General features: G+C 51.0%; 11 protein-coding genes. 3 read left to right on the top strand and 8 right to left on the bottom strand.

The genetic code is table 11. The features are described 5' to 3' along the window. The first annotated feature begins 39 nt into the window (after positions 1-39). The gene (locus ACYVAM_RS01160; RefSeq protein ID WP_461063080.1) at positions 40-243 is read left to right on the top strand and encodes a hypothetical protein; all 204 of its coding nucleotides are present in this window, start codon (positions 40-42) and stop codon (positions 241-243) included. A gap of 40 nt (positions 244-283) precedes the next feature. Beyond that, positions 284-1,555: a cation:proton antiporter gene (locus ACYVAM_RS01155; protein ID WP_461063078.1), complete on the top strand. Its 1,272-nt coding sequence runs from the start codon at positions 284-286 to the stop codon at positions 1,553-1,555. Between the two features lie 149 nt (positions 1,556-1,704). Here ACYVAM_RS01155 and ACYVAM_RS01150 read toward each other — a convergent pair whose 3' ends face one another. Next, positions 1,705-2,730, bottom strand: coding sequence for a rod shape-determining protein (locus tag ACYVAM_RS01150; protein ID WP_461063076.1), 1,026 nt, complete (start codon positions 2,728-2,730; stop codon positions 1,705-1,707). Positions 2,731-3,043: 313 nt separating this feature from the next. Here ACYVAM_RS01150 and ACYVAM_RS01145 point away from each other — a divergent pair, with 313 nt between their 5' ends. Further along, the gene (locus tag ACYVAM_RS01145; RefSeq protein ID WP_461063074.1) at positions 3,044-3,406 is read left to right on the top strand and encodes a hypothetical protein; all 363 of its coding nucleotides are present in this window, start codon (positions 3,044-3,046) and stop codon (positions 3,404-3,406) included. A gap of 305 nt (positions 3,407-3,711) precedes the next feature. Here ACYVAM_RS01145 and ACYVAM_RS01140 read toward each other — a convergent pair whose 3' ends face one another. The 7 genes from ACYVAM_RS01140 to ACYVAM_RS01110 all read right to left on the bottom strand — a co-directional run bounded on the left by ACYVAM_RS01140 (position 3,712) and on the right by ACYVAM_RS01110 (position 13,119). Then, positions 3,712-5,100 carry a chloride channel protein gene (locus tag ACYVAM_RS01140; protein WP_461063072.1) on the bottom strand — a complete coding sequence of 463 codons (1,389 nt, stop codon included), beginning with the start codon at positions 5,098-5,100 and terminating at the stop codon, positions 3,712-3,714. A gap of 96 nt (positions 5,101-5,196) precedes the next feature. Then, the gene (locus ACYVAM_RS01135; protein WP_461063070.1) at positions 5,197-7,410 is read right to left on the bottom strand and encodes a B12-binding domain-containing radical SAM protein; all 2,214 of its coding nucleotides are present in this window, start codon (positions 7,408-7,410) and stop codon (positions 5,197-5,199) included. A gap of 108 nt (positions 7,411-7,518) precedes the next feature. Beyond that, positions 7,519-8,121: a hypothetical protein gene (locus ACYVAM_RS01130; protein WP_461063068.1), complete on the bottom strand. Its 603-nt coding sequence runs from the start codon at positions 8,119-8,121 to the stop codon at positions 7,519-7,521. Between the two features lie 116 nt (positions 8,122-8,237). Further along, positions 8,238-9,308: a peptidoglycan DD-metalloendopeptidase family protein gene (locus ACYVAM_RS01125; RefSeq protein WP_461063066.1), complete on the bottom strand. Its 1,071-nt coding sequence runs from the start codon at positions 9,306-9,308 to the stop codon at positions 8,238-8,240. Positions 9,309-9,412: 104 nt separating this feature from the next. Then, a complete protein-coding gene (gene trxB / locus ACYVAM_RS01120; RefSeq protein ID WP_461063064.1) occupies positions 9,413-10,384 on the bottom strand; it encodes a thioredoxin-disulfide reductase in 972 nt (323 codons plus the stop codon). 207 nt (positions 10,385-10,591) lie between these two features. Further along, positions 10,592-12,580 carry an OmpA family protein gene (locus ACYVAM_RS01115; RefSeq protein ID WP_461063062.1) on the bottom strand — a complete coding sequence of 663 codons (1,989 nt, stop codon included), beginning with the start codon at positions 12,578-12,580 and terminating at the stop codon, positions 10,592-10,594. Continuing rightward, positions 12,535-13,119: a 7-carboxy-7-deazaguanine synthase QueE gene (locus ACYVAM_RS01110; RefSeq protein WP_461064196.1), complete on the bottom strand. Its 585-nt coding sequence runs from the start codon at positions 13,117-13,119 to the stop codon at positions 12,535-12,537. Before ACYVAM_RS01110 ends, ACYVAM_RS01115 begins: the two co-directional genes overlap by 46 nt. Positions 13,120-13,490: the final 371 nt, after the last annotated feature.

The following is a 13,490-nucleotide window of genomic DNA, read 5'->3' as shown; positions in this document are numbered from 1 at the left end:
TTGTCTTTTTTTGCTCTTTTTTAGCACTGAAGTTGTCTTATGACCCATAACAAAATACTTTTCGCGCGGCCTGTTTCCCATATACCAAATCCAGTTGGGCAGGGCAACGACCGCAAACGATCCGGAAAGGCACCCGGCGACCCCTCCCGCAAGCCGGATTGGTTGTTAATTGTTATGGGTGTAATTTTCCTGCTTACATTCTTAATTGCCTGGCTGGTAAACGTTCCTAATTTATGGCGGTAAACGTGATGCGAAGATTGCCTCAGCCAGAATCAACATGCCTATGGATTTATTTACCCTGATTACGTTGCTCATCGTTGCTGCAGCATTATTTGCCTATATAAACACCAAACTGCTTAAGCTCCCTGATGCCATTGGGGTTATGGTCGTATCGTTAAGCTTCTCGCTGTTGCTGATCGGTGTGAATGCCATTAACCCGGATCTGTTTGTGCTGGTTCGTCAGACAGTTGCCGGAATCGATTTTGGGAAAGCGCTCTTTGACGTGATGCTTAGTTTCCTGCTGTTTGCCGGCGCTTTCCATACGGATGCCGCCAAATTACGGGTTGAGCGCCGATCCGTGATGCTGTTCGCCTTTGTGGGCGTGCTGCTGAGTACGCTGTTCGTTGGAACGGGCCTGTATTTCGCCACCCGCAGTTTAAACCTGGCTTTATCGTATCCGCTCTGCCTCCTGTTTGGTTCGCTGATCTCGCCCACGGATCCGATTGCCGTACTGGGCATCCTGACAAAGTTCAAACTTCCTGAAAGTGTGAAAATCAACATCGTTGGTGAGTCGCTGTTCAATGATGGGGTCGGTGTGGTCGTATTTGCCTCTATTTATGAAATTGTTCTGAATGGCTCCGAAAACGTGAGTGCCGGGCAAATTGTCTGGCTATTTGTTGAGGAAGCAGGCGGAGGAGTACTTTTTGGTATTGCCCTCGGATACATCATGTACTGGCTGCTCCGCTCCATTAACCATTACCAAACCGAAGTGATCATTACGGTAGCGGGCGTGATGGGCGGGTATTTACTGGCGCAGAAACTGCACATTTCAGGACCACTGGCCATGGTCGTAGCCGGTCTTCTGGTTGGGGATCATGATTCCCGACAGGATGCCATGAGCCATATGACAAAAGAATATGTCGATAAATTCTGGGAAGTTATCGACGCTATTTTAAATGCTTTGCTCTTTGTATTGATTGGTCTTGAACTGTTGATTATCGACCTTCAGATCAGGCAGTGGACTATTTATCTACTGGTGATCCTGATCGTGTTATTGTCGCGGTATCTGGCCATCCTTATTCCGTTCAAGCTGGCTCGTCGCTGGCTCGACCTCGACAAAAAAGCGCCCCTCATGTTGACCTGGGGCGGGTTGCGGGGAGGGCTTTCCATTGCCATGGCACTCTCGATCGACAATTCATTACCGCAGAAAGACTTCATCGTGACCATAACGTATGCTGTGGTGCTATTCTCGGTAGTCGGGCAGGGCTTAACCATGGAGCGGCTCATCCGCCGATTGTATCCGCCCAGTGAGCAGAGTGTTGACCCGAAACCGTAAGGAATAATCGTTCTGGCGGGGTGTAGGCATTTGAGTTGTTTAGATAAGTTTGTCGGTTCATTTTACCCCTAAAGGGGATTTAGGGGTAAAATGAACCGACAAACAAACACAGTTATGAATTAAAGGTGAGTACTGAACAGACCGTAAGATTAACTAATCAGGACGGACTGATACATTTCCATATTCTTGATGACCTCGCCTGTGCCTTTCACAACCGCCTTCAGTGGATCTTCGGCGACATGAACCGGTAGTTTGGTTTTTGACGATAGCCGCCGGTCGAGTCCATGTAACAAGGCGCCACCACCGGTCAGGTGAATGCCGTTGGTATAAATATCGGCCGACAACTCGGGGGGCGCCATTTCCAGCGCCTTCATCGTTGCCTCTTCGATTTTCGATACTGATTTTTCCAGCGCGTACGCAATTTCACTGTAGGTTACCTTGATTTCTTTCGGAATACCCGTCATCAGGTCGCGTCCACGAACTTCGTAGTCGGGTGGTGGATTTTCCAGCTCCGAAAGTGCCGAGCCAACCTCCATTTTGATCTGTTCGGCCGAGCGTTCGCCAATAAACAGATTGTGCTCCCGGCGGATGTAATCGACAATGTCGCGGGTAAAAACGTCCCCGGCCGTTCGAATGGATTGTTCGCAAACAATGCCGGACAGCGCAATGACCGCAATTTCGGTAGTTCCGCCCCCGATGTCCACGATCATTGTTCCATTGGGCTGGGTGATGTCGATCCCAATGCCAATAGCGGCCGCAATGGGTTCAAAAACCATGTATACCTGTTTGGCGCCCGCATGTTCGCAGGAGTCTTTGACGGCCCGCTTTTCAACTTCGGTAATGCCCGATGGAATCGAAACGACCATTCGGTGGGAGGGCGAAAATAGTTTTCCACTACTTTCCAGCAGTTTAATCAGGCCACGAATCATTAACTCGGCGGCTGTGAAATCGGCGATAACGCCATCTTTAAGGGGACGAATCGTTTTAATATTTTCGTTCGTCTTTTCGTGCATTTGCATAGCCTTATGGCCGATAGCCAGCACTTTGCCACTTAATCTATCCATGGCAATAATAGAAGGCTCATCCACCACAATCCGATCCTTATGAATAATTAAGGTATTCGCTGTGCCTAAATCTATTGCAATGTCACTTGTCAGGAAATTGAAGAAAGTCATAATCTGGTAACGCTTAAGATATTGTTACCGATACAGTTTTAAATTTCTTTTAGAGTGAACGGGAAGAATAACTGCTACTAGGTAGAGATGCCGAAAAACTAGTCACATGCCTAAGAGCCTCATTAACTGATCAAATTTTTTGGGAAAAGATGAACCCTAAGAATTTTTATAATACAAGTAAAATATAAAAGTGAGCGGATAAAACAGTACTCCCTGCCATTCAGGCAACTTTTCTTACGTTTTTATTACAAAAAGTGAAAACAAACCAGAGGTAATGGAGTTTATAATATAAATAAAACATAAACTCAACGACATGAAAATTGCAGTAGAAAAGGGACAGGATAAAACGTTGCTGGCCGACGGGCGGCAGACAGTAACGATTACTCACATTGACGAAGGGTCGAGTGAATACAAAGGCGTTCCATTTTTTGCGGTCCGGTTCGAAAATGAAGACGGATATGTCTCGCACCGGTTCTATCAGTCATCGGCGGGAATGCCTGCTATTGTCAGTCTGTTTGAGATGGCTGGCATTCCGGTACAGGAAGGTAAAGACCTTGACACAAAACAACTGATCGGTAAGGAAATAACCATCGAGGTAGGCGAACGCTCCTACACCGACCCCGAAAACCATAACGAGCGAACATTGAAGCAGGCTGTCAATTTCCTGGCTAGCTAAGCAAGCTCATAAAACGTAATGCATACATTCAAAAAGCCCTGGCAATCGTCGGGGCTTTTCCATGATAATTGACGGGGTGTTGTTTCGCAGCCTGGCTGTTGTACCTTTGCCAGCGGTGGGCTCGACTGGTAATCTTGTCCGCGCGTCCCCTACGTAGTGGTTCTCCGACCTAACGCGTAGGGGTTTTTGTTTGTAATCAACTTGTTACATAGTGAGAAAAGAAGCGGTCCGGCCGAATCAATCCACTAATGCGATTGTCGCTTCTGTTCAGACGGGAGGGCAATCGTCAGGGATTTCAAGAAGAGCTATATTTTGGGAACAGGTTTATTGAGAACGGGTTGTGCCATCGCTTCCCGAACGAACCCTTCTTTCAGATGCTCGTAGAACGATACCGGATCAATGAGCGATGCGGCTCCCTGCGCCATGAGCCCGCCCAGCAGCAACTGGAAAATAGCCGAGTGCCGGTCAGTCATTTCCAGAACCAGAATCGCGGCTGTGAACGGTGACCGGACAACACCCGTCAGGAAGCTGACCATGCTGACGAGAATGACCAGGTTGGTATCGCTGGGCGTAACCTTTGCCAGTCTAGCAAGGGCATCACCCAGGATGGCCCCCGCGCTCAGCGACGTGGCAAAAATACCTCCCGCAGCCCCGCTGCTGTAGCTTAGCGCCATCCCTAAAAAGCGTACTATAAAAAGATACCAGGGTGTCTGGTGATCGTTTTGAAACAATAGCCGATTGATGATTAGCTTGCCGGTACCGACGGCATCCGTACCTACCCAAAAAGCAAGAGCCGCCAAAACGAGTCCGCATCCGCCAACCCAGGCGGCCTGCGTAAGGGGTGTGCCAAACCGTCGGCGATAGGCATTGATCCAGAGCAATGCTTTGGCAAAAATAGCTCCCGCCAGTCCGCAAAGCATGGCCGCAAAAACAACAATGCCCAGAAACCAGCCCGTTGATGCGGTCACTTTCGGAAATCCAAGGTACAGGTAAGGGCCCTGGATGGCCTGAGCCGTCATACCGGCAATGATCACCGCCGTAAAAACGGCCGTCCGGAAGCGGGTAATGTGGGTTTGGGTAAGCTCTTCAACCACGAAGACAATACCGCCCAGGGGCGTGTTGAAGGCGGCTGCCAGCCCGGCGGCTCCACCCGTAACGAGGGCAATTTGTCGGGAAAGTTGCGGCCAGCCTGCCGGTTGCAGCCGATTGATGGCGCGAAAGATAGCGGCTGACACCTGAATCGTTGGTCCCTCGCGGCCAATGACTCCACCCCCCAGCAGCAGAACCACACTGCTTAGAATCTTCACAATGGCTACGCGCAGACTCAATAAATAGCCGGTGCGTCCATATAGGGTCGGGCTGGACAGTTCGATACCCGCCATCACTTGCGGAATACCACTGCCTCGTGCGGCAGGGGCAAGCTTCGCCACCAATAACCAGGCAAGAACGAAAGCAACCGGTGTGAGGATGAATACCAGGTAGGGCTGTTTCTCGATCCAGGTAAAACAGGTTTGTTCGGCCCAGACGAACAATTCTTCGTAACCAACCGCAACCAGGCCCGTTAATAGCGACGCCACCCAAAAGGGCAGACTCTGTAAAATAACCCGGCGGACACGCTCTGTGTATAGCCGTTTAATGACATGTTGATCAAGCCAGGCCAGCACCTGGGCGTATCGGGAAGGTCTATCCGCCATTTATCCTAGAAACACGGTTAGGTAGTAAACGCCTAAAACGTATTTGTGATTAACAGTCCATCAAATTCTAAGCGAATTCTAAGGAATAGTGGGTTGTTACACAATCAATAAACCGTGCTCCCGAAGTTTTTGCCAAACCGTTGATTGGGTAAACGTATCGAAGTTGCCAAGCCCGACACTGTCAAAGCTGGCTTTCAACTCCGCCAGTGAACACGGTTCATGCGGGCCGATGAGTAACTTAGGCAGCGAATCCATTAACCATTGACCTACGGGGACTGGCGCTTCGAGCAGCCACTGGCCCTGTTTGCTGTAAAACTCCAGTTCCGCCATCTCCACTATGTTCCGACCCTGCTGAAGTTCGAAGATTTCCAGGCTGGGCAGGTGGCCCGGCCAGATGACAAAGGCGTTTGGGCGCGGGTTTTTATCTGGATTCTGGCTAATGGCTTTCTCGATGTAGCGGGGTGGGATGGAGGTGACAGGCACCTTGAACGCGAACCATTTCTGAAGCGGTAAATCGAAGCCTACATCGTGCATGTAATTGAACAGCGATTTTCGTAATCCCTCCGCAAATAAGTCGTGGTCGGCGCCCATTGGGTCACTGTGTTCCAGATCGTTATCCGCGAAAACGTCGAAACGGTCCGTCGCAACGGCTGGACTCAGGCGCATGACATCGAAAGCCGCTGGGTCGACGCCAACCGGACTGTGGGCCGTCATGGCAAAGCGATGCCAGAAGCCCGACTGGACAATACCATTCATAAACAACTGACGGACCATTTCCAGCGAGTCGATGGTTTCCTGCATCGTCTGCGTCGGAAATCCGTACATTAGATACGCATGCACCATAATGCCCGCCTGCGTGAACGCATCGGTAACGCGGGCCACCTGGGCCACGGTTACCCCTTTTTTCATACGCTCCAGCAATCGGTCGGAGGCAACTTCCAACCCACCCGACACCGCAATACAGCCCGAAGCTTTTAATAAAATACATAAATCCGGGCTGAAGCTGGACTCGAACCGGATGTTTGTCCACCAGGTTACGGTTAGTTTTCGGCGGACGATTTCCAGTGCCAAATCCCGCATGAGGGCCGGTGGGGCGGCTTCGTCGACAAAGTGAAAACCATTTTGACCCGTCTGCTCGATGATTTCTTCAATCCGGTCGCATAGGAGCGAAGCCGTAACGGGTTCGTAGCGTTTGATATAATCCAACGTCACATCACAAAACGAGCACTTGCCCCAGTAACAGCCATGAGCCAGCGTAAGTTTGTTCCATCGTCCGTCGCTCCAGAGCCGGTGCATGGGGTTGACGACTTCAATGACAGACAGGTAATCGAGCAACGGTAAGTCGCGGTAATTGGGTGTGCCCGTTTCGCGTTGAGGAATATCTTTTTCGCGGGCACCATTGTAATACGTAACTACGCCATTGGTTCGGGCGTAGACGCGCTTCAATTGCCCCAGTTCCCGCTGACCCGACAGGTGTTCCAGCAGAGATAACAGGGGCGCTTCACCATCATCCAGGCAGATAAAATCGACATAATCGAAGACGCGGGGTTCCTTTAATGAACGTAGTTCGGTATTGGCATAACCTCCGCCCATAACGACCTTGATGGCCGGGTGATGTTGCTTTAGGTATTTTCCGCAGATGAGGGCACCATACAAATTACCCGGAAACGGTACGGTCAGACAAACAACGTCGGGCTGCCACTGCTGAATTTTCTGTTCCAGCAAGCCAACTAAACTGGCCGATATTCGGGTGTCCGGTGCCTGTAAGGCTTCGTGTAGTTCATCGAAATGCGTGGCTGAGCGTCCCAGGCGTTCGGCATACCGGCTGAATCCGAAATGTGGATCGACTGCCTCCAGAATTAGGTCGCTCAGATCTTCCAGATAAAGGGTAGCCAGGTGCCGGGCTTTATCGTGAATACCCATTGTCCCAAATGCCCAGTCCAGTTCTTCCAACTGGGCAAACCGCGAAGCCTCGGGCAGATAGGTACGATCGCAGATGCTATGAGCAAGCGTCGGATTTTTGTTCTGCAAAAAGCGAATGACCGGGTCGATGGTGCTGATGTAGTCGTTTTGCAGGCGGCAAATTCGGTAGCTATTATCGGTCAGTTCGGCGTCGGCGGCTTCCAGTTCGGCAAACATCGACGCCAATCCCTTTGCTGAGAACAGATCCAGGATGACTTCGATTCCTAAATCTGCCTGATACGACCTGATCCCTTTGGTTTGCAGAAACCCTTTCAGGTAAGCCGTGGCCGGGTAGGGCGTGTTCAGTTGCGTAAAGGGCGGAGTAAGTAATAAAAGCGTCTGATCCACAGCGGTATAATTTCTCGGAAAAGGTCATGGTCTATCCTGAAGATGGATAACCTTGTGGTTTCGGCATTGGTTCGTCGGGCCTGGCAACAAGTCTGCGCTCTGGATAACTCAATGATTCCAGCTTAGGCCGCGCGTCGTGAACTCGATGTGTCGTTTGCCCTGGCCATCGAACTCGACATCCACAACCATTTTACCCGCTGCTTTTATCTGGCTAATCAATTTCTCCGGAGAATCAAAAAAAACGATGTTAGCCCGGCCATTTTCGGCTGCGGAGAGTGAGTACCGAACGGGCGCTTTACCATCGAACCGAATGCTGGCGTTTCCGCCCTGAAAGCTTCGGTTAAACTGCCCTTTAGATACTTCCAGATAAACATACGCAAGACTATTCTTGTGGCGAAGGGTCAAGGTAGCGGTCGATCCGCCCGTATAGGGAAAATCGAAGTTCAGCACAGTCGGCGACGCCAGGACTGCTTTATAAACGGTATTCCCGTCCTTACCTGCTTTCTTTTCATACGTCCAGGTTGCCGTGCCTACAGCCGGGCTGTTTTTTGACTCAGACTTCGGTGATGAAGGCTCATTTGAGCGGCTGCTGGCTGAATTTCCGGATTTCTGTGTAGCAGCGGTGCTGGGTTTTTCCTGATCTGTCGATTTTTCTTTATCTGTACAACTCAGAACAGACAGCAGGCCAAGCGCACAAATAAATCGTTTCATGCCGAATTCGTAGGAGGGGAGCTTAGGGCAGGTAAAAACGAGGGCTCATTGACTGATGTTCCATACCTCATACTTCGGACATATGCTGTATGGAACACCGTTCAATGAGCCCTCGCTTAATGTACCCGTATCTTCTGCCCGGGCCGAAGCCGCGAGCCTGAAATATGGTTCTTGCGTTTTAACGTCGACACCGACATGCCATACCGATCGGCGATGGAACTGAGGGTTTCGCCCGACCGAACGCGGTGCAATACGGTCCGTTTAAAGCGCGGTCTCGAACTGCTCTCCGACGACGATGACGACCGTCCCCCGCGGAGGTAATCCCAAACGGAACCCGTCAGCAGAAAATGATCGGAGTTGATCGTATTTTCCGGAAAGGAGTAGATGTTCAGGGGGCTGAACGGATTACCCTCGTAGCGCGTCTCGAAGTGAAGGTGTGGCCCGGAACTCCGGCCTGTGCTGCCGCCCAAACCAAGCTGGTCACCCGCTTTGATGAGCTGACCTGGTTCAACGGTTTGCTTGGACATGTGTCCGTAGAGCGTTTCCAGTCCGTTATAATGCCGGACCAGCACGTAACGTCCGTAACCATTGCCATCCCAGCCGACCACGCGCACGATGCCATCGAAAGCTGCGTAAACAGGATCACCGGTATCCAGATCAAGGTCGGTTCCGGTATGCCAGCGGCCCCAACGGTAGCCGAAGTTTGACGTCATTTTGCCTTCGTTCAAGGGCGCTGACCAGAACCGGTTGGCTGGCGGATCATAGAGCTTGATATCGACGGCTTCATCGAACTCCAGTGGATTAATGTTGTAGGGATCGATGGTGTGAGAGTCCCAAACGGCGTAGTAGTCGGCAATTTTAACCCATTCCGTACCAACCAGGACTGAGTCAATGACTTCAACAACACTGGTTTCACCCTGATCGATCCGGCTGGTATCTTCGCTGACAACCGGGTTTAATTCTTTTTTCGGCTCAAACTGGTTATTGAAGCGCAGTTGAGTTGTTTCCTGTTCAAATTGGTCGTCCGCTTTTTGCGGCTGTTCGACGACCGGAAAATTTGGGTTTTTTCCCGTTTTGGGAGTAATACGCAGGTTGTTTTTAAATCGCCCGCGTTCCTGGGCCTGTGCCGTTACGGTCAAACACAAGCACCCAATGGCCAGCAGCCATCGTGTAACGGTTTCTCTCATCGTATATAGAGGGGTTTGTGGTTTATGGTTTGTGGTTGGCTGACGCCTGCTTGCCTTTGCGTCAGCCAACCGTAAACCACAAACCACAAACCCCTTAAATTTTATTATTGAACAATTTCTTCTCCCTGCATTTCCAGCGTAACCAGATACCGTTCAGCGTCGAGGGCAGCCATACAGCCGGTCCCGGCAGCCGTGATTGCCTGACGATAGATGTTATCTTGAGCATCTCCGCAGGCAAATACACCGGGTACACTGGTACGGGTACTTCCTTTTTCGGTCAGGATGTACCCACTGTCATCGAGGTCAAGGTATTCTTTAAAAATGTCGGTATTTGGTTTGTGGCCGATTGCGACAAAGAAGCCGGTCACGTCCAAAATACGCTCTTCGCCCGTGGCACTGTTCTTCACCCGAACACCCGTTACATCATCGTCGCCAAGAACTTCCTCGGTCGATGTGTTGTACAGAATTTCGATGTTGTGAGCGGTCTGAACCCGTTTCTGCATGAAATGAGAAGCCCGCATTTCATCCCGACGAACCAGCATATATACTTTCCGGCAAAGATTGGCCAAATAGCTGGCTTCTTCGGCCGCTGTGTCGCCGGCACCAACGATGGCAACGTCCTGTCCGCGGAAAAAGAACCCATCACAAACTGCACAGGCCGATACGCCCCGGCCGTTTAGCCGCATCTCGGAAGGGAGACCAAGCCATTTGGCCGATGCACCCGTCGAAATGATGACCGCGTCGGCCGTAATCTCATGTTTATCGTCAACGATAGCGCGGTGGGGCGTTCCTAAACCTGGCTGATCCGAGAAAATGACTTTGGTCACCAGGCCGTATCGAATGTCTGTTCCGAACCGACGGGCCTGATTTTCAAGGTCCTGCATCATCTGAGGGCCTTGTACGCCATCTGGATAACCCGGAAAGTTATCGACTTCGTTGGTGATGGTCAGTTGGCCGCCGGGCTGACCACCCTGGTATAAAACAGGTTGCATATTGGCCCGTGAAGCATAAATGGCGGCTGTATAACCGGCAGGGCCGGAACCTATTATCAAGCACTTTACGTGTTCGGATGTCATTACAATGGGAGCGAAGTCGTCTGGAAATAAGAAAAATAACCCCTTAAAACTGGAGGGTATTCTGACAACATACACAAAATTGAAAAAAATCCCGCGGAAAGCAAAGAGAAGTAAGATATAGGATGTGTGGTGAATGATGAATGATAGATGATGAATAAGGCTAAAGGGCTGTCAAATCATTTATCACCTATCATTCATCATTCATTACTACAAGGTTCTCCAATCGATCCGGCGGTTCAAGCGTCTGTTTTCGTCGGATGTATTTGGCACAAAGGGTTTGGTTTTCCCATAACCAACGGCTTTGATACGGCCCGGCTGAATACCCGCCTTAGTCAGGTAAGCTACCACCGCCTGCGCCCGCTTTTGCGAAAGGATCAGGTTAGCGGCTGCATCGCCCTTATCGTCGGTATGTCCTGAAATTTCAATGTTGACGGCCGGATTTGTTTGCATAAACACCACCAGCCGGTTGAGCTCTGTCAGGGATTTGTCGGCCAGATCATAACGGCCATAGTCGAAGAATAAATTATTCAACGTCTCATTCGCCGACGATCCACTGATAACCGGTTCCAGGGGCACGCTTAAGGACAATCCTTCGCCCTTGGTTTTCTGAGTAAAATCGAACGACAGACTCTTGAAGAGATAACCGGGGACGCTTACATAAAGGGCATATTCACCTCCACTTGGCAGCACGGCCGTATATTGCCCTGTTTGCGCGTCGGCGTCGACCCGCGACACAACCTGGTTTGTTTTCAAGTCGATTAGCTCAACCGTGGCTGCCAGAGGCTTCTTTGTTTTGGCATCGGCTACCGTGCCTTTCAGAAAGCTTACCGAGCGTATCCGATCCCGTAATGATTCGGGAAGGTCAAAGGTGTATAGCCGGGATTTTTGCGACACCCCGTCTTTTTGTTCTTCAAAGGAGTAATAGGCTCGTGTGCCATTGGCGGCTACGAATAAGGACGCCTGGTCTTCGGCCGTATTGATCGGATACCCTAAATTGCTGGGGGCCGACCAGCCCGATGCACCGCGATCTGTCACAAACAGGTCATAGCCACCCAAACCTACATGGCCTTCCGAGGCAAAAAATAGGCTTTGCCCATTGGCGTGCAGGAAAGGAGAGGCCTCGTTGGCCGGGGTGTTGATCGGTTCGCCAAGGTTTACCGGTTCGGCCCAGTTTCCATCAGTACCAAGGTCACTGCGCCAGATGTCCCGACGCCCTTTGCCGCCCGGCCGGTCCGAAATAAAGTAAAGCTGGCGACCGTCGGCCGATAGGGCAGGCTGTGATTCGTAGAAATGGGTGTTGATGGCGGGTCCCAGATTTTCCGGGTTAGACCAGTCGTTACCCGTTTTATGACTCACGTATAGATCACAACTGCCGTAGCCTTTTCGTCCCTGGCAAGCCGTAAACACCAGCGTACGACCATCGGCCGAAAGGCTGGCCGTGCCCTCATTTTCAGGTGTATTGATGTTCGACGCCAGCGATACCGGGGGCGTCCATGTTTCGCCATTGAAGGTAGCGGTCATCAAATCTTCATCACCTTCGGGTTTCAGGGCTGTAAACACCAATGTCTGTTCATCGGCCGTCAGGACCGGAAAATACTGGGAAGGCGTCGTTTGCAGTACAGCCGACAGTGGTTTTGGGTCAACGGCCTGAGGGTGTTGGGTAGCGTCCAGCCCAAAGCGGGCAGTCTCAAGTTGCCGGGCAACGCGTTTTCCCTGAGCCGATTGAGGGGCAAACTGAGTTTGGTATTTTTCCAGATAAGGAATGACTTCACTGTAGCGCCCCAACCGAAGCAACGTATTGCTCAGGGCCTGATAGGCCGCGCCGGAAGCCGGGCTATCCGGTTGAATCCGAACGGCTGCCCGGTAGGCATTCAGGGCTGGGTCGAACTGTCTGGTGAACTCATACAACTGGCCCAGCTTAATGTAGGCGTCAGAATATGTGGGGTCCTGCTTGATAGCCTGTTCCATAAACGGAATAGCCTCATTCGCTTTCCGTTCCCCAAACAGTTTAATGGACTGGGCATAAAGCTCCTTCGCCTTGGGGTTCTGGGAAAAGGAGGAGAAGGCGGAAAGAAGAAGTAACAAGAGGCCAGAAAGGCGAGTGCACAAACGAACGCCATCGATTCCGTTCCTCTTTCCGACTATTTTCCTTATGGAATATCCAGATACTTGTGTGTCTGCAACGAGATTTGCCATTGCGGGTGATCTTTTACGTACTCAACGATGCGAGGTAGCATTTCATTGGAACGACTCCATTCGGATTGCAAAAAGAGTTTGCATTCAGGGCGAAGATGCGGTACGAACGACTCGGCAAACGCGAAATCCGACTGATTATAAATGATCACTTTCAACTCGTCGGCTCTGGCATAAATAGCCGGATTGGGCTTTTTGAATTTCTTGGGCGAGAAACAAATCCAGTCCCACGAACCCGTAACCGCCTGGCACACGCCCGACGTTTCTATATTTGTCCGAAAGCCAGCCATTTGCAGCGAAGCCGTGAGGTCGGTCAGGTCGTGCATGAGCGGCTCACCCCCCGTAATGACCGCCATTCGGCCGGGGTACTGCAACGCACCCGCGACAAGGCTATCGATGGTCAGTTTCGGATGGATACTGGCATCCCAGGATTCTTTTACGTCGCACCAGTGGCAGCCTACATCACAGCCACCAAGCCGGATAAAATAAGCGGCTCGCCCCGTATGAGCGCCCTCACCCTGAATGGTGTAAAACGCTTCCATGACGGGCAGAGCCGAGTCCACGGCGGCCGAATCCACGGCGGCCGAGTCAACGGCGGTCTTATGGAGGGAGTCCGTGGCAACTGTATTCATTGGTATCGTTTGTTGTTTTTGTTCCAGAAGCATAGGACAAAGATACGGAGTTCCGCTTTAACCGATAAGATTTCAGCCGCCTTATTGGGTAGTTTGCCAATCAGGCTGAAATCATTATTATTGCTCCCTGATTTAAATGCAATGAGATCGACTAAACTTATTCTGTTACTTGCACTTCTTGTACTTAATTCATGTCAGCCTAAAGATCCGCAAGCCAATCTGTTGTTAGGCGTCTGGGAGCTCGTTGGCTCAAAATCAGTTTCTGAAAAAGACTGGCATCG

This window comes from Spirosoma horti, assembly GCF_054776595.1.
The sequence above is the reverse complement of the archived record's forward strand: the minus strand, read 5'-3'. Positions and strand labels throughout refer to the sequence as shown.

What these genes read in the sequence shown, in the direction of transcription:
- ACYVAM_RS01160 (WP_461063080.1), top strand. Translation starts at nt 40, where the DNA reads ATGACCCATAACAAAATACTTTTCGCGCGGCCTGTTTCCCATATACCA.
- ACYVAM_RS01155 (WP_461063078.1), top strand. Translation starts at nt 284, where the DNA reads ATGGATTTATTTACCCTGATTACGTTGCTCATCGTTGCTGCAGCATTA.
- ACYVAM_RS01150 (WP_461063076.1), bottom strand. Translation starts at nt 2,730, where the DNA reads ATGACTTTCTTCAATTTCCTGACAAGTGACATTGCAATAGATTTAGGC.
- ACYVAM_RS01145 (WP_461063074.1), top strand. Translation starts at nt 3,044, where the DNA reads ATGAAAATTGCAGTAGAAAAGGGACAGGATAAAACGTTGCTGGCCGAC.
- ACYVAM_RS01140 (WP_461063072.1), bottom strand. Translation starts at nt 5,100, where the DNA reads ATGGCGGATAGACCTTCCCGATACGCCCAGGTGCTGGCCTGGCTTGAT.
- ACYVAM_RS01130 (WP_461063068.1), bottom strand. Translation starts at nt 8,121, where the DNA reads ATGAAACGATTTATTTGTGCGCTTGGCCTGCTGTCTGTTCTGAGTTGT.
- ACYVAM_RS01125 (WP_461063066.1), bottom strand. Translation starts at nt 9,308, where the DNA reads ATGAGAGAAACCGTTACACGATGGCTGCTGGCCATTGGGTGCTTGTGT.
- trxB (WP_461063064.1), bottom strand. Translation starts at nt 10,384, where the DNA reads ATGACATCCGAACACGTAAAGTGCTTGATAATAGGTTCCGGCCCTGCC.
- ACYVAM_RS01115 (WP_461063062.1), bottom strand. Translation starts at nt 12,580, where the DNA reads ATGGCAAATCTCGTTGCAGACACACAAGTATCTGGATATTCCATAAGG.
- ACYVAM_RS01110 (WP_461064196.1), bottom strand. Translation starts at nt 13,119, where the DNA reads ATGGAAGCGTTTTACACCATTCAGGGTGAGGGCGCTCATACGGGGCGA.